A 19,904-nucleotide genomic window follows, 5' to 3' on the forward strand; every position below is an offset into this window, starting at 1 on the left:
AAACGCTATTTGAGCAAGACTGGTCAGGCAAACTCAATCGCCTTCGAGCATAGTAAGCAGCACGGAGGAAGTCATGTGTGATAATAAAACCGAGAGTTACGCCAGACGTTTTAAACAGGTCTTTGATTATATTGACCGCCATCTCGACGATACCTTATTACTGGAAAAACTCAGTGAAGTGGCTCACTTCTCGCCCTTTCATTTCCATCGCCAGTTTTCGAGTTATTGCGGGATACCCCCTGGCCGTTACATCCAGATAATGCGCTTAAAACGCGCGTCTTATCGGCTGGCTTTTAATCCGTTAGAGAAAATTACTGATATCGCGTTCGACGCCGGTTTTCAGCATGCAGAATCATTTAGCCGGGCTTTCAGGCAAATGTTTGGCATGTCACCGACGCAATTTCGCCAGCAGCCCCCCTGGGTGGACTGGCATAAGCGGATATCTGAACCCTATAAAGCCAGGAGACAACCTATGCAAGGCCAGGTAAACATCATCCATTTTCCCGCGGCATCAATCGCGATGCTGACTCATCACGGGCAACCAGAGCTTATCAATGAAACGGCGGCTCGTTTTATTGAATGGCGAAAAAACACCGGATATTCGCCCGTTGCCAGCAGCCAGACATACGGTATTGCGCCCCATGATCCAACTTTAACGCCGCCGGATGAATTTGAGTTTCATCTTTGCGGAACGGTCACCTCACCAATTGTGGAAGAGAGTCGCTTTGGAGTGATAAACAGTGATATCCCGGCAGGTCGATGTGCAGTGTTGCGCCATCAAGGGTCGCATGAGGCATTAACCGAGCTGGCTAAATCGCTATATCGCGACTGGCTACCGCAGAGCGGAGAAGAACTGCGCGATTTCCCGCTGTTCTTTCACTACCACAACTTTATGAATGAGGTGGCGGAACATGAACTGCTCACCGACATCTATTTGCCATTGAAATAAACGGAGCCAGTTGGTCATATTCACAAATTGGTTCATAAGTTAAACGCGCTAAGAAGCTTCTTAGCGCTCAATGGGTTCTCACCGTCACTCGCTCCTAAAATCCCCGCTTTGCGATACGCATCACTGACACTCTCTCCACTTTCGACGGATTTTAGTCTCTCGGGAGCGCTCTTTATGTGAATAGTCCTGTTAAGCGTGATACTCACAACACTACTTTATGCGAATGCACAAATATAAGTCTCTACTTAGATGTGTTTGTCTAAAGTAGTTGAGTAAAATAATGCTTATATTTGATATTGAAACGTCTTTTCAATAAACGCGAGCCGCTTTACCACTTTGCACCATGCAATGTATCTCAGGTGAGCACAGTGATTTACTTATTGCCTTAAGGACTGATAATGAAAATTGAATCAGTAAATGTCACCGTTTTCCAATATCCCACCCGACGGGTCTCTGACAGTGCTGGTCACTCTCATCCCGGTGCGGAAGGGATGGCTAAAATGGCGATGCTGACGATTACTGCCGATGATGGTACCCAGGGTTATTCGTTTGCTCCCCCTGAAGTGGTGCGGCCTTTTGTGGTTAACACCTTCTTCCGTAAGGTGATGGTAGGACAAGATCCCTTCAATCGTGAACGTATCTGGCAGGATCTCAATCACTGGCAGCGCGGGAGTGCGCATCAGCTGACCGAGCGCGCCCTGTCATTTGTCGAGCAGGCGCTGTGGGATCTGATTGGCCGTAAACTGAATATGCCGGTGTATAAGCTACTGGGTGGATTCCGTGACAAGGTTCCTGCTTACGGCAGTACCATGTGTGGTGATGACCTGCCCGGGGGTCTGTCCACTCCCGAAGAGTACGCCAGTTTTGCCGAGAAGTTAGTCGCCCGCGGCTATCAGGCAATAAAGCTGCACACCTGGATGCCGCCGGTTTCTTTTGCACCTAACCCTAAAATGGATATCAAAGCCTGCGCCGCGGTACGTGAAGCCGTCGGGCCGGATATTGACCTGATGATCGACGGGTATCACTGGTACAGCCGCAGCGAAGCCTTGTGGATAGGTAAAGAGCTGGAGAAGCTTAACTTTGCCTGGTTCGAAGAGCCGATGGAAGAAGACTCCATGTCCTCATATGCCTGGCTTGCGGAAAACCTGACTATCCCTATCGTCGGTCCTGAAAGTTTTGGCGGTAAGCACCATATGCGCGCCGAATGGGTTAAAGCGGGCGCCTGCGATATTCTCCGTGCCGGATCGAACGGCGTCGGCGGAATTACGCCAACCATGAAGGTTGCCGCTCTGGCCGAGTCGTTCGGTATGGATTGTGAAGTGCATGGTAACGGTGCAGCAAGTCTGGCGGTTGTCGGAGCCATTCGCAACTGTCGCTGGTATGAACGCGGCCTGCTGCATCCTTTCCTCGAGTACGACGAACCCGCTGCCTACCTGAATAGCATTGTCGACCCTATGGACGCGCAGGGCTTTGTGCATCTGCCTCAAGGCCCGGGACTGGGCGAAGACATTAATTTCAACTATATCGAAGCCAATACTGTCAGCCACGACTGACCTAAATAAATAAGTTCAGGCGCGCTACCTCGGCGTAGCCTGACGTACCCTACAGGCGGTAGATATGAAAAAGAACGCTATTCTTGGCGTGTGTCTGCTCACGCTTATCATGGCAATAGGAAGCCCTGGCGCTCAGGCAAAAACGCCTGACGATCAGCTGATTATTGGCATGAATATGAATAACCTGCTGACCCTTGATCCGGCCGCGATGACCGGTAACGAAGTCGTGGGCATTGTCGTTAATCTCTATGACTCGCTGGTTGAGTTAGATCCGAAGCAATTAAACCGTGTGACGCCAGCCCTGGCGCAAACCTGGGATGTGAGTCCGGATGGTAAAACCCTGACTTTTCACCTGCGTAACGATGTGAAGTTTCACTCAGGTAATCCTTTAACCGCCGAAGATGTGGTCTGGTCAATGCGCCGGATCCTGCATCTTAACCTGGCCCAGGCATCGGTCTGGAAATCCTACGGTTTTACTAAGAAAAATGTCGATGAGCTGGTCACCGCTCCGGATAAATACACCGTTAAAATGGTCCTGCCGAAAGCAAACGATCCGCAATTAGTGATTTATTCTCTGGGGGCGCTGGGCAATTTAGGCGTGCTGGACAGTAAAACAGTGCAAAGCCATGAGCGGGATAATGACTGGGGCAATCGCTGGTTATCAACCAATGAAGCCGGCTCTGGCCCGTTTATTCTCGATACCTGGCAGGCTAAAGACGTCTTACGTATGAAGGCTAACCCTGATTACTGGCGCGGTGAGCCGAAAATGAACCGCGTTGTATTGCGTCATTTTCAGGAATCACAAACCTTACGTCTGATGATTGAAAAAGGGGATTTAGATGTCGCCAGTAATATGGCGGTATCTGATATAAACGCCCTGCGTAAGCAGCCGGATTTGACGGTTGAAGCAGTACAACGTGGCACTATGTACTACGTTGCCATGAATATGAAAGACCCGCAGTTTGCTAACCCTAAAGTGCGTGAGGCAATAAGATATCTGATTGATTATGATGGTATCAATAAGGCTCTGATGCCGGGGTATGGCGTGCTTCATCAGCGTCCGATTAAAGCCGGTATGCCGTCTACCTTACCGGATCCGGGCTATAAATTAGATATCGACAAAGCCAAAGCGCTGCTTGCTGAGGCGGGCTATCCCGATGGCTTTGATACCACTATTCGATCCCTCTCCGATCAGCCGTTCCTGAATATTGCCATCGCGGTGCAATCGACCCTGATGCAAGCGGGTATTAAGGCCAAAATCATTACCGGCACCGGCAACCAGATCTATGGTGCGATGCGCGAGCGTAAGTTCGAGTTACTCGTCGGACGTGGCGGTAGTGGCATGGAGCCTCACCCTCATTCCAGCCTGCGTGCTCTGGTGTATAACCCGGATAATAGCGATGCCGCCAAACTGACTAACTTCCAGGGCTGGCGTACCGGGTTCTATGATAAGCAGCTCAACGAAATGATCGACCAGGCGTTGTTGGAGCGCGATCCTCAGAAACAAATCGCGGATTACCAGGCAATCCAGGTCCGTTACGATAAATTGATTCCCGCATTGTTACCCCTCTCGCAGATGGTTGACTCGGTAGTGATACGTAATGAAGTCAAAGACTATCAATCCCACCCATCGGCAACCACCTTCTTACGTGAGGTGTATAAAACACCTGAAGGAGAGAAACCATGAGTGCGACTTTTATGGCTTCCGGCTCTCGCTTGCGGAATTTTTCAAAACGGCTGATGCAGGTAGTGATAACCCTGTTGGGGCTGCTGATCCTCACCTTTACGATCGGCCGCGTGATGCCCATCGATCCAGTACTGGCGATCGTCGGTCCGGATGCCGATCAGAGTACATACCAGCAGGTTTATCAGCAGCTTGGCTTTGATAAATCCCTGATGACTCAGTTCGGTATCTATTTTGTTAACCTGCTGCATGGTGATCTGGGTAATGCCTTACTGACCGGTAAGCCGGTGATTGACGACATTATTCGCGTGTTCCCGGCCACCATGGAACTAGCGACGATGGCAATCATCGTCGGTGCAGGTCTGGGTATCCCGTTGGGTGTTCTGGCCGCTGCACGCCGTAACAGTGTCTATGACTACATTGTGCGTATTATCAGCCTGGCCGGTTACTCGACGCCGATTTTCTGGGTAGGGATGATAGGGCTGCTGGTGTTCTATGCCTGGCTGGGCTGGGTCGGTGGAGCAGGGCGTCTGGAACTTGGGCTGGATGGCGTGGTACCGCGTCGCACCGGGCTGATGACCATTGATGCGATACTTGCCGGAAACAGTCAGGTCTTTTGGAACGCGATTAATCACTTAGTGTTACCGGCCTCACTGCTCGGCTTCCATTCAATGGCCTATATTAGCCGAATGACGCGTAGCTTTATGTTGGCTCAGCTTTCACAGGAGTTTATCTTAACCGCCCGTGTTAAAGGGTTAACCGAGCGTCAGGTTATCTGGAACCATGCTTTTCGCAATATCCTCGTGCAGCTGCTTACCGTGGTGGCATTAGCCTACGGTTCGTTGCTCGAAGGTGCAGTACTGATTGAGACGGTGTTCTCCTGGCCGGGCTTTGGTTCATACCTGACGGGCAGCCTGCTGCTGGGGGATATGAATGCGGTGATGGGCTGCGTACTGCTGGTGGGGGTCATTTTTGTCATGCTCAACCTGCTCTCTGACATGCTCTATCAATTCTTCGACCCGAGGACAAAATCATGAGTATTTCTCTCGATACGCCGCAGGGTAATCAGGCGAGTGAGGCGAGTCTGCGTATCAAACGCACGCTGTCTCGCTGCTGGGGATTCGCGATTAAAATGGCCCGTAATCCCCTTACGGCAATCGGCGGCAGTATCATCTTGCTGCTGATTATCGTGGCGATATTTGCCCCGTTAATTGCCCCCTATAATCCGCTGGTACAGAACCTCAATAATGTCCTGGTGGCACCCAATGCCCAGCACTGGTTTGGTACCGATGAGTTTGGCCGCGATATCTTTAGCCGCCTGGTCTACGGGGCACGCATCACGCTCTACATTGTGCTGCTGGTTTCCATCACGGTCGGGCCGATTGGTTTACTGCTCGGGGTCTGTGCCGGATATTTTGGCGGCAAGGTGGATATGGTCCTGATGCGGGTGACGGATATTTTTATCTCCTTCCCGAGCCTGGTCCTGGCGCTGGCCTTTGTCGCGGCTTTAGGCCCGGGACTTGAGCATGTGGTGATAGCCATTACCCTTACCGCCTGGCCACCGATTGCGCGTTTAGCCAGGGCTGAAACGCTGTCACTCAGACAGGCTGATTTTATCTCAGCAGTACGCTTACAGGGCGCTTCTCCGGCTCGCGTACTCTGGCATCACATTGTTCCTCTGTGTCTTCCGTCGGTCATTATCCGCATCACCATGAATATGGCGGGCATTATTCTGACGGCAGCAGGTCTCGGCTTCCTGGGTCTTGGCGCTCAGCCGCCGGAGCCTGAATGGGGCGCGATGATTTCCAGCGGACGTACTTACATGATGGAGTGTTGGTGGGTGGTGACTATTCCAGGTCTGGCCATTCTTATCAACAGCTTAGCATTCAACTTCTTAGGAGATGGCCTACGTGACATACTCGACCCTCGCAGCGAATGATAGCCCTCTGCTCGACGTGCGCGATTTGTGCGTCGACTTTGTCAACGGCAGCGCCATCACCCAAGCGGTGCGCGGTGTCTCCTTTCAACTGGGAAAAGAAAAACTCGCCATTGTCGGTGAGTCGGGATCGGGAAAATCGACGGTCGGGCGTGCACTGCTCCATCTGCATCCGAAGAGCGCGCGCATTACCGCCAGTAAGTTACAGTTTGGATCGCAGGACTTGCTGGGGGCTAATGAAGCCCAGATGCGCAAGATCCGCGGTAAGCGGATCTCAATGATTATGCAGGATCCGAAATACTCTCTGAACCCGGTGGTCTGTGTCGGAAAACAGATAGCCGAGGCCTGGCTGACGCATAATCCAGGGCGTAAGGATGAGGCGAAAGCGCGGGCGATGGAAATGCTGGATATTGTGCGCATTCGCGAGCCTCAGAGGGTTTATCACCTTTATCCCCATGAAATATCGGGAGGCCAGGGTCAGCGTATCATGATAGCGATGATGCTGATTACCGACCCGGAGCTGGTTATCGCCGATGAGCCGACCTCGGCGCTGGACGTTTCTGTACGCTTACAGGTGTTAGGTTTGCTCGACGATCTGGTTAAGTCCCGCGGGCTGGGTCTTATCTTTATCAGCCATGACATTAACCTGGTACGTAGCTTCTGCGATCGGGTGCTGGTGATGTATGCCGGTCGGGTGGTGGAGTCTATCGCCGCCAGGGATCTGGATAATGCCCAGCACCCTTATACCCAGGGCCTGATCAACGCCTTGCCTGAAATCCACCATCGTCGCCCGATCCTGCCTGTGTTACAGCGTCAGGCGAGCTGGCTGAGCGAATAAGGAGTCTGTGATGATTGACGTAAAAAATCTCAATTTGTCCTTTGGCGAAGGGGAAAAGCGCAGTCAGGTACTGCACGATGTCAGCCTTCATGTGCAGGCGGGAGAGATCTATGGTTTGGTCGGTGAGTCCGGGTCGGGCAAGACCACGGTACTAAAATGCCTGGCGGGCCTGTTCACCCACTGGCAGGGGGAGCTGGCAATCGATGGTCAGCGCCTCGATCATAAGCTGACGAAAAACCGCTGCCGTCAGGTGCAGATGGTATTCCAGGATCCTTACGGATCGCTGCATCCCAGACATACCATTGGCGATATTCTCGAAGAGCCGTTGCAGATCCACGATATTAAAGACCGCGATCGGCGGATCTACTCCTTGCTGGATCGCGTGGGCCTCAGCCGCCAGTTCCGTGAGCGTTATCCCCATCAGTTGTCTGGCGGGCAGCGCCAGCGTGTGGCTATCGCCAGAGCCCTGATCCTTGAGCCACAGATTTTACTGCTGGATGAACCGACCTCGGCATTAGATGTTTCGGTACAGGCTGAAATTCTTAATCTGCTGGTGGACTTGCAGCTGGAGTCAAACCTGACGTATCTGATGGTGACCCACGATCTGGGGGTCATTGCCCATCTGTGCCAGAAAGTGGCGGTAATGCAGTACGGTAAAATTCTTGAAACCCTCACGGTTGATGCTTTGGTGAATCATCAGGCGCAGACGGCCTATACCCGGATGTTGCTTAACGCCAGCCAGTGCTATAGCCGTGAGATGGCGCGCGAAGTAGCCGAATACTAACCCTCCACAGAGCGCTGGCCGGTTGATTGTTAAGCCGGTCAGAATGCTCTGCAAAAGGTTAGGGCATGCTGCAAAGTGACAGCCAGAGCCTATACTGAATACAGTGAAACCAAACGGAGGAGCAATATGACTATTCATAAGCAAGGCCAGGCACACTGGGAAGGTAATATTAAACAGGGCAAAGGGACTATCTCCACCGAAAGCGGAGCCCTTGATAAACAGCCTTATGGGTTTAATACGCGATTTGAAGGTAAAGCCGGAACGAACCCGGAAGAGCTGATCGGTGCTGCACACGCGGGATGCTTTTCCATGGCGCTGTCTCTGATGCTTGGTGAGGCAGGACATACGGCAGAAAGCATTGATACCGTGGCGATCGTTTCACTGGATAAAGTCGATGGTGGCTTTGCTATCAGCCAGGTTGAACTTAAAAGCAAAATCAAGCTTGCGGGAGTCGACGCCGAGGAATTTGATAAAATTATTCAGCAGGCCAAGGCGGGCTGCCCGGTATCAAAACTGCTGAATGCTAAAATCACGCTCAACTACCAGCTGGAAAATTAATTACTGAGCTATTGGGATGCCTGTTCTTCAGGCATCCATCCACCGGCGTTATCTTTCTTTATCGAGCTGAAGCGCGACATAAAGCAGCAGCTTGTCATCGAGATTTTTCAGATCAAGGTCGGTTAATTCCGCGATGCGCGAGAGCCGGTACTCAAGGGTATTACGGTGAATAAACAGTGCCTTGGAAGTGGCTAGTGGCTGAAGATTATGGTTAAACCAGGCCACCAGGGTACGGAGCAGTAAGCCGTTACTGTCCATAGCCTTCAGCTTGAGCAAGGGTCTTGAAAGTTCATCAGCCTGCCAGCCTTCACGCAGCCCGTCGAGTAACACAGGTAACACCAAATCCTGATAGAAGTAGCAGCGTTTCTCCGGCATGCGCTGTTTGCCCACCCCGAGGGTAGTACAGGCGGTGCGATAGGAACGGGCGATACTGCCCTGACCGATAAAGTAGTTGCCCAGCGCGATACGAAAGCGTAGATGTCCCGCCTCTTGCATATTGGTTATCAGTTGCTCAACGCGGCGGCGGTGTTCTTCTTCGTCCCAACGGCCATGGGAATTCAGAGCGGGTTTTAGCACCACAATCTCGGTGAGTGAGATAATTGCCACCAGATTATTACGCGCAGGTTTCATCAGGTTGGTTTGCAGCTGCTGTAGTTCTTCCATGGCGCTGTCAATGCCGAGCTGACCGCTGTCTATCTCAATAACGGCCACGACGCGTGGCTGGGAGAGATCGATACCTAAGCGCTTAGCCCATTCCGTAAGGGCGGGGGTATGCTCCTCGGCATGAATCAAACTCATCACCAGTTCTTCTCTCAGGCGCGCATCCTGCGCCAGCAGATGCATCAGCCGCGCCTGCTCAAGCATCATTTCCGCGGTCATACAGACCAGCTCACCGTACTTACGCAGCGCTACAGGCTCACCGGTTAAGCCAATAACCCCGACTATCTCTCCCTCGAGTCTCAGGGGCAGGTTAATACCGGGTTTTACACCATGGAGGTTGCGGACGGCGGCGCCATCAATATCGACCACCCGCCCCTGAGAAAGGGCCAGCAGTGCCCCTTCATGCAACTCACCGATGCGATCCGGATCGCCGCTACCGATGATTTTGCCGCGGGCATCCATCACATTAATATTAGAGTCAATAATACGCATGGTACGCGCAACGATATCCTGCGCCATTCTGGAATCGAGGTGTAAAGCAGCCATAGACCCTCCGGGTTATATAACTAAGATAAAAAAGATTTTATCCCTTTGCATGCGCTAATTGCGTACAGGCCACAGTTATCTGTCAAATTGAGACTGTGCCCCAAGAAAATCACCCAGGCAGCAAGGCTGGCTGGGTGAGGGGTCAGGAGCAATTAACGCTCATCCTTATTCGCTAATTCTCTGGCAGTGATTCCAACGATTTTGCTGATAACGGGGTGGGATGCGCCGGCGGTGCGATATCCAGCAACATGCCTATTTTTATCATGGCTGCCACGTTGCGTGCCGTGCGGTAGATGTTATCTGGTGCGCCGCTGAACGCTTCTTCCCGGGTCGATATAGCCGAAAGTACGCTGAAAATCGCATCGATACCATGCTGATAGACCACGTCAACATCGGGATGTAAGCTGCCGGCAATGACGATAACCGGCTTATCGTACTTTTTAGCAATATCGGCCACGCCAATAGGCACTTTGCCATTAATGCTTTGACTGTCTAAACGACCTTCCCCGGTGATAACCAGAGTACAATCCTGGATCTGCTCTTCAAGATGTAGCGCCTGGGTGACTACCTCAATACCGCGACGTAAATCCGCGTTAAGAAAGACTTTCAGCGTCGCACCCATGCCACCGGCAGCGCCTGTGCCAGGGGCGTGCTTAACATCAATATCAAAACTGCGGGCAATGACATCCGCATAATGCTCCAGATTCTTATCCAGAGTGGTAATCATCTCTTCCGTTGCCCCTTTCTGCGGACCAAATATCCGCGAAGCTCCGTGAGGACCAATCAGTGGATTAGTGACATCACAGGCGACCCGAACGGTACAGGCAGCAAGGCGAGGGTCAAGACTGCTGATATCAATCCGTTTAAGCAGATTCAGGCTACCGCCACCGGGGCTGAGTTCCTGGCCATCAGAGTCAAGAAAGCGTACCCCGAGCGCCTGCATCATCCCGACACCGGCGTCATTAGTCGCGCTGCCGCCAATACCGATGATGATACTTTTTGCCCCATGATTTAAGGCCTGAGCAATCAGTTCTCCGGTACCATAGGAGGTCGTCAGTAAAGGATCCCGCTTGTCATGGGGCACCAGAGCCAGACCGCTGGCGGCCGCCATTTCTATAAATGCAGTGTGGCCATCTCCGGATAGCCCCCATACTGCATCAACTTTTGTGTTAAGCGGGCCGGTGACACGCGCGTGATACTCTTTACCTTGAGTCGCCGCAATCATCGCCTCGACCGTACCTTCACCACCATCAGCGAGAGGAACCCTCACATAACGTGCGTCCGGGAATATTTCCCGAAAACCTTTTTCAATAACTTTCGCGACATCTGGAGCCGAAAGGCTCTCTTTATAAGAGTCTGGGGCGATTACGATTTTCATAGTTATTAACCTAACGAATCATACGGCTGAGGCTCTTGTTTATGAGTTAGCCCGGTCGGTATCTCTGAGCGAGCTAATAGTCAATTAACGAGAGATTTCAACCTGAGCTAATTTCTCGTAATAACAGGCTAATGCACTATGATCGGCTTGACCCAGTCCATCAACGCGCAGGGCATGCATCATCTCCATCACGGAAGCCGTTAGCGGCAGCTGGGCTCCGATACCATGAGAGGTGTCGAGGGCATTAGCTAAATCTTTGATATGCAGATCGACTCGGAAACCCGGCTTAAAATTACGATCCATCACCATCGGGGCTTTGGCTTCTAATACTGTGCTCCCCGCCAGACCGCCGCGAATCGCCTGGAAGACTAAATCAGGGTTTACTCCGGCCTTGGTGGCAAGGGTCAGGGCTTCAGACATGGCGGCAATATTAACCGCGACAATAATCTGATTGGCTAACTTGGTAACGTTGCCCGCGCCAATATCACCTGTATGAACCACTGAACCCGCCATCGCTTTGAGAAGCGCCTGGTGTTTATCAAATATAGCCTTATCTCCACCGACCATGACTGACAGCGTCCCTTCGATAGCTTTTGGCTCTCCGCCGCTCACCGGGGCATCCAGCATATCGATACCTTTCTCTTTAAGCGCATCGTGGATCTCACGACTTGCCAGAGGAGAAATAGAACTCATATCAATCAATACGCTACCCGGTCTGGCACCTTCAATAACCCCATTTTTACCCAGTACCACCGCTTTCACTTCTGGCGAATTAGGCAGCATGGTGATAACCACATCGCACAGCTCAGCAATCTCTTTGGGAGAAGAGGCTTTTTGGGCGCCCAGTGCAGCCAGCTCGTCCGCCGCTTCTGCATTATGGCTGGAAACGACAATGTCGTAGCCCGCTTTCAGAAGATTTTTGCTCATCGGTTTGCCCATAATGCCCAGGCCAATAAAACCCACTTTTGTTGTCATAATCTGCTCTCTCAATGGCAATAATTATTTCTTGAAGGTGTCTGAAAGTTTTTGGCTTGCTGCGCGAAATAGCCCTAAGTCACTGCCGACGGCCACAAAGGTAGCACCCCACTCCAGGTAGCGACGGGCATCTGCCTCAACGGGAGCTAAGATGCCGCTCGGTTTACCCTGGGCTTTAGCGCGCGCAAAAATATGCCTGATGGCCTGTTGAACCTCAGGATGCCCGGCATTACCCAGATGGCCCAGGGCGGCTGCCAAATCACTTGGCCCGACAAAAATGCCGTCCACACCCTCGGTGGCGGCAATACTATCAATATTATCGAGACCGGCCTGGCTCTCTATCTGAACCAGAATGGAGATGTTTTTATCCGACTGGGCAAAGTAGTCCGGCACGGTGCCAAACATATTGGCGCGGTGGGAAACGGATACGCCGCGGACCCCCAGCGGCGGATAGCGCGTTGCGGCTACCGCCAGACGGGCCTCTTCATCGGTTTCAACAAAGGGGATGAGAAAATTGTAGAAACCGATATCTAACAGGCGTTTCATAATCACCGCATCGTTGGTCGGTACTCTGACTACCGGCGCGCTAACGCTACCTTTTAGCGCCATCAACTGGGGAATAAAGGTCGAGATATCATTTGGCGCGTGCTCACCATCCAGCACTAACCAGTCAAAACCCGCCAGGCCTAACACTTCGGTGCTAATCGGGCTGGCAAGAGCCGACCAGCAGCCGATCTGGACCTGATGTGCGGCCAGCGCCGCTTTGAATTTATTGGGGAAAATATCGTTACTCATCCAGGTTACCTTTATCTATTTCCGTCATGTCATACGCCTTATGTCACTGACAGTAAACGTGCGGCACACCCCGCAAACGGGCAGATTATTATTTACCGCTGTTATCATTATTACCGTCGTTATCCTGGGGATATAAATGCGTTGTTCTGATAACGAAGTAAGAAGATATTCATTACTGGCACGGCTATTGTTCAATTAAGTTTAAACATTCAGCCTGGGGTGGTCACTGGGCAAACATCTAGCATTAGCGCAAGAGGGAAGAATATTATTGTGCATATGCAGTATGAGGAGGGGGAGCAGCCACATTTCTTTGCGGTTGGATCTGCACAGGTATCAATAACCTGATACCCTGGCGGTTTCTTCACCGCTAAGCGGGGTTGGCCAGGGTGATATTTTCGTTCTGACGGGCTTTATCTGTAGTAAAACCTCTCCATGAGTTACCTGTAAACAACCAACGACAGGATTGACGTGCTCGTCATTTTTCGATTAAAATTACAGCAACTTTAACATCATGTAATCGAAACTGAGGAGGTACATGTGGCAATTACAAGTAGTATGTTTGGCCGTACTATCCTGACCGGTAAAGATGCCGAGCAAATGCTCAAACAAATGAGTCAATCTAAGCCTAACGAAAATGCTCAACGTTCGTTACAGGATGCACGAGCCTTACGTCAAAAAATGGCTAAACGCGGCTAACCAAAATTTAGGACAGGTTGCCAGGTAAAATGGACGAAGTGATGCAACCTGATCTACAGATCCTGCCTTTAAACCAATTCCATACCCATAAACGATTTAGTAGCGGCGCCGAAGAGTTTCAGCCGCTTAAAACGTTTCTTCAGCAAGATGCATTATTATTCCAGGACGGGTGTATAGCGCAGACTTATGTTGTTGTAGATGACAATGTAAGAGAAGACAAAGGTATTCCTCAGTGTAGCTTCCCTTACAAGATTCTAGGATATATTACACTCACCTGTAGCCAGGTTAACTTGAAAGAGTACGACTTAGGTGACTGTGCGCGAGCAGAAAGATACGAGTTTCTACCGGCTATAAAAATTGCACGTTTGGCTGTTGATTCAAAAAGTAGAGCCAGCGGTATCGGCTCAATATTGTTTGGGCATGCCCTGTTAATGGCGTTGGATGATATAAGGCCTATGGTTGGCTGCAGATTCTTAATAACTGATGCAAAACAGGGTGCGATAGATTTTTATCATAAACAAGGAATGGAGCTGCTCGATACTGATGAAAATAAAACAGCAGATCACCCAATCATGTTTATTGATCTTTTTACGTTACTAGAAAATTAATATTTTCAATATAATTTCAATTCCCTTTACCAAAAATAGTACGAAAATTAAGTCGTTTACGAGCGGCTTTTTTTACGCCTGAAATTTTGGGTTCATACATCAGCTCAAGCAGCGAAATTAAGCTCGATCGATTTTACAGGTTATTCCTAAAGCATCCCATTAGCATCCTGTGCAATGCTTAGTCTTGTACACAGCAAATGAGGATATTTATTATGAAAAAAACTATCATCGCATTATCGGCAATTCTGTTAGCTGCTCCAGTGTTTGCCGCTACCACACATGCAACCGATGAGACTGTGGCTGAAGCACATAAGAACGCCAACACTGCGAAGGAAAAACTCCATCAGGCGCAGAATGAAGGCGAAGAGCTTAAACTTAAATCCAAGCATGCTGCTGAAGGAACAAGTGATTCCACCACCAGCAAAATCAGTGAAGGATCGCAGAAGGCCTGGCATTCAACCAAAGAAGGTACTGAAAAGGGTTGGAACGCAACCAAAGAGGGTGCTGAAAAAGGCTGGAATGCAACAAAAGAAGAGGCTGGTGAATTAAAAAAGAAAGCGACTGAATAACACTCATCCTTAACCCTGTATTCGACATATACGCTCGTTTTCTTTCGTTCTTTTTTGTACCGTCAAGTGAGCCACCTGAAGCAAGGTGGCTCATTGCTGAGTTAAAGAAACCACTCTGGTTTTACCCCAACACGAGCAGAGAGTGCCTTAATGTGGGTAATAGTTAATGAGCGCTTGCCTGATAATGTCTGGCTTACTAGTGATTTAGAGCCAATCTCCTCTTTCAGGTCGGCGTATGACAAATTGTACTGGTCAATCAAAGTGCGCAGTAGCGCAACACCTACCGGCATCTCTGAGATAGCTTTATTAAAATCAGCGAAACGATCGCTATTATCCTCATAGTCCGCAATTTTGCTCGCCAGGAAGTCAATGAGCGGGTTCTCATCGTCGTTCTCGATCAGGTAGTCAACCAGTGCCAGTGCTTCACGGTAATCATTCCCGGACGAACAAACTCTCAAATTATTTTCTCCTGTATCCAAAACCTACCCTTTATCCACCTTTATCAGGCAAGATTCTGGGGGGACGGGGTGTGTCTCATCAATCTTTCATGTGATCGCACAATCAAAATTGGGTTAATGATTTCAATAGCATTAAATTCCATAAAAATAAACAATTGCATCATTATTTGTCTGGTTTTTTATAAATTAAATTTATTTAATTTCACATTTAACTCTGTTTTAAGAATTTAAACAAAAACCAATATGCGGTATTTTTTGATCTCCAGGTCAATGAGAGACAATTTTAATCAAAGTGAGTTATTAGCCACTCATCCGATCCCCTATACTCAGCGCATCATCTTACAGAGCCTGATGATATCGACTAAAAAGAACAACATTAAGGGGTGATGTTATGGAGAAAAAAAATATTTATCTGTTTTGTTCCGCAGGGATGTCGACCTCGCTTTTGGTGTCGAAAATGCGTGCTCAGGCAGAGAAGTACAAGGTTCCGGTAGTGATAGAGGCTTTTTCAGAGACCTTCGTCAGTGAAAAAGGTGAACAGGCAGATGTGATTATGCTGGGGCCACAAATTGGCTATATGCTGCCAGAATTTCAGCGCCTGCTACCAAATAAACCGGTAGAGGTTATCGACTCCGCGCTTTATGGCAAGATAGACGGACTCGGCGTGTTGAAAGCCGCCGTCGCGATGCTTAAAAAAGAAAAATAGAAATGCTGATTATTTAAACCGGAAAGTCAATTAAGGCGATTGCTTTTTGGTTTAATTGTTTATCGAAAATAAAAATAATTCCATACGAATATCGTAACCCTACACTTATAATATTGATAAGGTGTTTTTCTATGAGCAAGATTATTGGGTCTCTTGAAAAAATACTCCTTCCTTTTGCAATTAAAATAGGAAGGCAGCCACATATTAACGCTATCAAAAATGGCTTTATTAAATTAATGCCACTCACCCTCGCCGGGGCAATGTTTATATTAATTAATAACGTATTTTTAAGCTTTGGCGAAGGGTCGTTTTTTTATTCAATGGGCATCCGTCTTGAGCCCGCTACCATTGAAACTCTCAATCACTTTAAAACCATTGGCGGGAATGTTTATAACGGTACGCTAGGTATTATGTCGCTGATGGCTCCCTTCTTTATTGGTATGGCGCTGGCAGAAGAACGAAAGGTGGATTCTCTGGCGGCCGGGCTGTTATCGGTCGCGGCCTTTATGACCGTGACGCCCTATAGCGTCAACGATGCCTATGCTGTCGGAGCCAACTGGTTAGGCGGGGCGAATATTATTTCCGGGATGATAATCGGTATTGTGGTGGCTGAACTCTTCACCTTTATTGTCCGCCGCAACTGGATTATTACCCTGCCGTCCAGCGTTCCGGAGTCGGTATCCCGCTCGTTCTCAGCGGTTATTCCAGGCTTTATTATTCTCTCTATTATGGGCTGTCTCTCCTATGTGCTGATGCTCTGGAATACTAACTTCCATCAAATCATCATGGATAGCATCTCAACCCCGTTAGCATCACTGGGCTCAGTCGTCGGATGGGTCTTCGTTATTATGGTGCCTTTGCTCTGGTTCTTTGGAGTACACGGTGCGCTGGCCTTGACCGCTTTGGACAATGGCATCATGACGCCATGGGCACTGGAAAACGTGGCGCTTTTCCAACAATACGGCTCGGTCGATGCCGCACTAGAAGCCGGTAAAACCTTCCATACCTGGGCAAAACCGATGTTTGATTCTTACATATTCCTCGGGGGTTCCGGTGCCACACTTGGTCTGATTATCGCTATCTTTATTGCTTCACGTCGTGCGGATCACCGTCAGGTCGCCAAGCTAGCCTTACCGGCAGGTATTTTCCAGATTAACGAGCCGATTCTGTTTGGTCTGCCGATTATTATGAACCCGGTGATGTTTATTCCTTTCATCTTAATCTCGCCAATCTTAGCGGCAATCACTGTCTCGGCCTACAGCTTAGGTGTTATTCCGCCAATAACCAATATGGCTCCCTGGACGATGCCGACTGGATTAGGCGCCTTCTTTAATACCAACGGGAGTATCGCGGCCCTGCTGCTGGCCCTGTTTAACCTCTGCGTGGCGACCCTGGTGTATTTACCCTTTGTGGTTATCGCGAATAAGGCCCAAAGCACCATTGAGCAGGAAGAGAGCGAAGAAGATATCGCTAACGCACTGAAATTCTGATGCTAAACAGGTTGTTAACCATCAGGGAAATACCAACGGATGAGGAAGTATGATGTTTAATCTGGATGAGATAGAAGAACAGCAAACGGAAAATAATGACCTCGAAGAAGTGGTGATGGGGCTGATTATTAATGCCGGCCAGGCGCGCAGCTTTGCCTTTGGGGCATTAAAGCAGGCAAAGTCTGGTGACTTTACCGAGGCAAATAATCTGATGGAAAAGTCTCGCATCGCACTGAGTGAGGCACACCGGGTGCAAACTCAGCTTATTGAAAGCGATGAAGGTGAAGGGAAAATTAAAGTCAGCCTGGTGATGGTACACGCTCAGGACCACCTGATGACCGCGATACTGCTTCGTGAGCTGGTGGGTGAATTGATCGAGCTGCACCAGAAGATACAATAGACTCCCGACCCTATGAGGCAGCCAAAAATGATAACCAAAGAAATTACCGTCGCACGAGAAAACCAGCTTTTCAACGGCAAGAATTTTCATGTGGTTATCTACAATAAAACGGAAAGCGTCAGTGGTCTGCATAGCCATGATTATTATGAATATACTCTGGTACTGACCGGACGCTATTTTCAGGAGATTAACGGTAAGCGGGTCCTGCTGGAGAGCGGAGATTTTGTTTTTATTCCAATAGGGTCGCATCACCAAAGTTTCTACTCTTTTGGCGCGACGCGTATCTTTAACGTGGGGATCAAGAAAAGTTTTTTTGAGAAACACTACGCGACGTTACTGCCGCCAGACCTGGTTGCCTCCCAGGTTTACTCAGTAAAAAACTCGTTTATTCGTTATATTGAGTCCGTTATCGCTTCACTGAATTTTCGTGAAACTGAATTTGATGAATTCATCGAGCTCGTCACTTTTTATGCCATGAACCGTTTACGGCATTATCGCGAGGAGCCGGAACAGGATAGCGTACCTGTGTGGCTAAAAAGTACCGTTGAAGAGATGCACGATAATTTAAAATTTGGCGAGGGAGCGCTTGAACAGATGGTCTGTCTCTCCGGTAAAACGCAAGAGTATTTAACCCGGGCCACTCAGCGTTATTACAGTAAAACGCCAATGCAGCTCATTAATGATATTCGTATTAACTTTGCTAAAAAACAGCTGGAAATTACCAACTATTCGGTCACCGATATTGCCTATGAGTCAGGATATAGCAGTCCGAGTTTATTTATTAAAACATTTAAAAAACTGACCTCATTTACACCGAATAATTATCGCAAGAAGTTAACTAGCGTTAACCAAGAGTAGCGGATTCATCCGCGTCAGAAAAAGATTAACTTCACTGTCCGTATTCATATGGAGGGTGAGCTGCATCCAACGCATCGTATTATAAGAGAGAGGAATATGAGCCAGAAACTAAAAATAGTGACTATCGGAGGCGGCAGTAGCTACACCCCAGAATTGGTCGAAGGTTTTCTGAAACGTTATCACGAATTACCGGTTAGCGAGCTGTGGCTGGTAGACGTGGAGGACGGTGCTGAGAAACTCGATATTATCCACGCTCTCTGCCAGCGTATGGTTGAAAAGGCGGGGGTACCGATGAAGGTGTTTAAAACCCTCGACAGACGCGCGGCTCTTGAGGGGGCTGATTTTGTCACCACTCAGCTACGCGTGGGACAGCTACAGGCGCGCGAAAAAGATGAGCGTATTCCTCTTAGCCACGGCTACCTGGGCCAGGAAACTAACGGTGCCGGTGGTTTATTTAAAGGTCTGCGAACTATTCCGGTTATCTTTGATATCGTTAAAGATGTTCAGGAAATTTGCCCGAATGCCTGGGTGATTAATTTTACTAATCCAGCCGGAATGGTAACTGAGGCGGTCTATCGTCATACAGACTTCAGACGTTTTATCGGCGTGTGTAATATTCCAATCGGCATGAAAATGTTTATCACTGATGTGTTGGAATTAAGCGCCAGCGATGAGCTGTCCATCGATCTGTTTGGCCTGAATCATCTGGTGTTTGTCCGTGATGTACTGGTTAACGGCACCTCGCGTTTTGACGAACTGCTAGACGGTGTTGCATCGGGTCGATTAGGCGGCAGTTCGGTGAAAAATATTTTTGACCTGCCGTTTAGTGAGGGGCTTATCCGCGCGCTGAACCTGATCCCTTGTTCTTATCTGCAGTATTACTTCAAACAGAAAGAGATGCTGGCGATTGAAATGGGGGAATACTATAAGGGCGGCGTACGCGCCCAGGTCGTGCAGAAGGTTGAGCAGCAGCTATTTAAACTCTATGACTCTCCTGATCTGGATGTTAAGCCGAAAGAGCTCGAGCTGCGCGGCGGGGCTTATTATTCTGATGCGGCCTGTGAAGTGATTAACGCTATCTACAATGACAAGCAGGCCGAGCATTATGTGAATATTCCCCATTGCGGACATATTGATAATATTCCGGCAGACTGGACGGTCGAAATGACCTGTACCCTGGGTCGTGAAGGGGCAACGCCGACGCGGCGGGTAACGCACTTTGACGAGAAAGTGCTGGGGTTAATTTATACCATTAAAGGATTTGAAGTGGCGACCAGCCAGGCGGCGGTTAGCGGAGAGCTGAACGATGTGCTGCTGGCACTGAATTTAAGCCCGCTGATTCACTCCGACCGGGATGCCGAGCAATTGGCTAAAGAACTGCTGCTCGCCCACCAGAAGTGGTTGCCAAACTTTGCGGCTACCATTGAAACGCTGAAACAATAATATCCTTACAGGAGTGGCTA

20 protein-coding genes and 1 pseudogene are annotated in these 19,904 nt (G+C 49.4%); 16 read left to right on the forward strand and 5 right to left on the reverse strand.

All coding sequences use genetic code 11. From position 1 onward, the window contains the following. The first annotated feature begins 73 nt into the window (after nucleotides 1–73). The 8 genes from M2387_RS19675 (at nucleotide 74) to M2387_RS19710 (ending at nucleotide 8,302) form a co-directional block, all read left to right on the forward strand. Nucleotides 74–949 carry an AraC family transcriptional regulator gene (locus tag M2387_RS19675; RefSeq protein WP_259051913.1) on the forward strand — a complete coding sequence of 292 codons (876 nt, stop codon included), beginning with the start codon at nucleotides 74–76 and terminating at the stop codon, nucleotides 947–949. A gap of 398 nt (nucleotides 950–1,347) precedes the next feature. Continuing rightward, a complete protein-coding gene (locus M2387_RS19680; protein ID WP_259051914.1) occupies nucleotides 1,348–2,502 on the forward strand; it encodes a mandelate racemase family protein in 1,155 nt (384 codons plus the stop codon). A 64-nt stretch (nucleotides 2,503–2,566) separates the two neighbouring features. After that, nucleotides 2,567–4,189: an ABC transporter substrate-binding protein gene (locus M2387_RS19685; protein WP_259051916.1), complete on the forward strand. Its 1,623-nt coding sequence runs from the start codon at nucleotides 2,567–2,569 to the stop codon at nucleotides 4,187–4,189. Further along, nucleotides 4,186–5,223: an ABC transporter permease gene (locus tag M2387_RS19690; protein ID WP_259051918.1), complete on the forward strand. Its 1,038-nt coding sequence runs from the start codon at nucleotides 4,186–4,188 to the stop codon at nucleotides 5,221–5,223. Before M2387_RS19685 ends, M2387_RS19690 begins: the two co-directional genes overlap by 4 nt. Next, the gene (locus tag M2387_RS19695) at nucleotides 5,220–6,125 is read left to right on the forward strand and encodes an ABC transporter permease (protein WP_259051921.1); all 906 of its coding nucleotides are present in this window, start codon (nucleotides 5,220–5,222) and stop codon (nucleotides 6,123–6,125) included. Before M2387_RS19690 ends, M2387_RS19695 begins: the two co-directional genes overlap by 4 nt. After that, on the forward strand, nucleotides 6,088–6,960 hold the full coding sequence (locus M2387_RS19700; RefSeq protein ID WP_259051924.1) for an ABC transporter ATP-binding protein: 873 nt from the start codon (nucleotides 6,088–6,090) through the stop codon (nucleotides 6,958–6,960). Before M2387_RS19695 ends, M2387_RS19700 begins: the two co-directional genes overlap by 38 nt. A 10-nt stretch (nucleotides 6,961–6,970) precedes the next feature. Beyond that, nucleotides 6,971–7,744, forward strand: coding sequence for an ABC transporter ATP-binding protein (locus tag M2387_RS19705; RefSeq protein WP_259051925.1), 774 nt, complete (start codon nucleotides 6,971–6,973; stop codon nucleotides 7,742–7,744). A gap of 126 nt (nucleotides 7,745–7,870) precedes the next feature. Then, nucleotides 7,871–8,302, forward strand: coding sequence for an OsmC family protein (locus tag M2387_RS19710; protein ID WP_259051927.1), 432 nt, complete (start codon nucleotides 7,871–7,873; stop codon nucleotides 8,300–8,302). Between the two features lie 48 nt (nucleotides 8,303–8,350). Here M2387_RS19710 and M2387_RS19715 read toward each other — a convergent pair whose 3' ends face one another. From M2387_RS19715 to garL, 4 genes and pseudogenes are all read right to left on the reverse strand, one after another. Then, complete coding sequence (locus tag M2387_RS19715; protein ID WP_259051929.1) at nucleotides 8,351–9,508, reverse strand: CdaR family transcriptional regulator; 1,158 nt, start codon at nucleotides 9,506–9,508, stop codon at nucleotides 8,351–8,353. A 247-nt stretch (nucleotides 9,509–9,755) separates the two neighbouring features. After that, a pseudogene (locus tag M2387_RS19720) lies at nucleotides 9,756–10,886 on the reverse strand (glycerate kinase); the annotation flags it as partial. Between the two features lie 84 nt (nucleotides 10,887–10,970). Beyond that, entirely contained in the window at nucleotides 10,971–11,861 is an 891-nt protein-coding gene (gene garR / locus M2387_RS19725; RefSeq protein WP_259051932.1) for a 2-hydroxy-3-oxopropionate reductase, read from the reverse strand. Between the two features lie 24 nt (nucleotides 11,862–11,885). Then, nucleotides 11,886–12,656: a 2-dehydro-3-deoxyglucarate aldolase gene (gene garL / locus M2387_RS19730; protein ID WP_259051933.1), complete on the reverse strand. Its 771-nt coding sequence runs from the start codon at nucleotides 12,654–12,656 to the stop codon at nucleotides 11,886–11,888. 537 nt (nucleotides 12,657–13,193) lie between these two features. On the opposite strand from garL, the gene M2387_RS19735 reads away from it, so the two are divergent. The 3 genes from M2387_RS19735 to M2387_RS19745 all read left to right on the forward strand — a co-directional run bounded on the left by M2387_RS19735 (nucleotide 13,194) and on the right by M2387_RS19745 (nucleotide 14,529). Then, the gene (locus M2387_RS19735) at nucleotides 13,194–13,352 is read left to right on the forward strand and encodes a hypothetical protein (protein WP_259051935.1); all 159 of its coding nucleotides are present in this window, start codon (nucleotides 13,194–13,196) and stop codon (nucleotides 13,350–13,352) included. A gap of 29 nt (nucleotides 13,353–13,381) precedes the next feature. Continuing rightward, nucleotides 13,382–13,960 (forward strand): GNAT family N-acetyltransferase, encoded by a 579-nt coding sequence (locus M2387_RS19740; protein WP_259051937.1) that lies wholly within the window; start codon nucleotides 13,382–13,384, stop codon nucleotides 13,958–13,960. Between the two features lie 212 nt (nucleotides 13,961–14,172). Beyond that, complete coding sequence (locus tag M2387_RS19745; RefSeq protein ID WP_259051938.1) at nucleotides 14,173–14,529, forward strand: hypothetical protein; 357 nt, start codon at nucleotides 14,173–14,175, stop codon at nucleotides 14,527–14,529. 101 nt (nucleotides 14,530–14,630) lie between these two features. Here the strand turns inward: M2387_RS19745 and M2387_RS19750 are convergent, their stop codons facing one another. Then, on the reverse strand, nucleotides 14,631–14,987 hold the full coding sequence (locus M2387_RS19750; RefSeq protein ID WP_310572791.1) for a helix-turn-helix domain-containing protein: 357 nt from the start codon (nucleotides 14,985–14,987) through the stop codon (nucleotides 14,631–14,633). A 391-nt stretch (nucleotides 14,988–15,378) separates the two neighbouring features. Here M2387_RS19750 and M2387_RS19755 point away from each other — a divergent pair, with 391 nt between their 5' ends. The 5 genes from M2387_RS19755 to M2387_RS19775 all read left to right on the forward strand — a co-directional run bounded on the left by M2387_RS19755 (nucleotide 15,379) and on the right by M2387_RS19775 (nucleotide 19,884). Next, nucleotides 15,379–15,693 (forward strand): PTS sugar transporter subunit IIB, encoded by a 315-nt coding sequence (locus M2387_RS19755; protein ID WP_259051939.1) that lies wholly within the window; start codon nucleotides 15,379–15,381, stop codon nucleotides 15,691–15,693. A gap of 131 nt (nucleotides 15,694–15,824) precedes the next feature. Next, nucleotides 15,825–17,183, forward strand: coding sequence for a PTS N,N'-diacetylchitobiose transporter subunit IIC (chbC, locus tag M2387_RS19760; protein ID WP_259051940.1), 1,359 nt, complete (start codon nucleotides 15,825–15,827; stop codon nucleotides 17,181–17,183). A gap of 52 nt (nucleotides 17,184–17,235) precedes the next feature. Continuing rightward, nucleotides 17,236–17,583 carry a PTS N,N'-diacetylchitobiose transporter subunit IIA gene (chbA, locus tag M2387_RS19765; protein WP_259051998.1) on the forward strand — a complete coding sequence of 116 codons (348 nt, stop codon included), beginning with the start codon at nucleotides 17,236–17,238 and terminating at the stop codon, nucleotides 17,581–17,583. 27 nt (nucleotides 17,584–17,610) lie between these two features. After that, nucleotides 17,611–18,441, forward strand: coding sequence for a transcriptional regulator ChbR (gene chbR / locus M2387_RS19770; RefSeq protein WP_259051941.1), 831 nt, complete (start codon nucleotides 17,611–17,613; stop codon nucleotides 18,439–18,441). Between the two features lie 96 nt (nucleotides 18,442–18,537). Further along, nucleotides 18,538–19,884 carry a 6-phospho-beta-glucosidase gene (locus M2387_RS19775; protein WP_259051942.1) on the forward strand — a complete coding sequence of 449 codons (1,347 nt, stop codon included), beginning with the start codon at nucleotides 18,538–18,540 and terminating at the stop codon, nucleotides 19,882–19,884. Nucleotides 19,885–19,904: the final 20 nt, after the last annotated feature.

The sequence above is a fragment of the Klebsiella sp. BIGb0407 genome, from assembly GCF_024807845.1.
Classification (GTDB): domain Bacteria; phylum Pseudomonadota; class Gammaproteobacteria; order Enterobacterales; family Enterobacteriaceae; genus JGM124.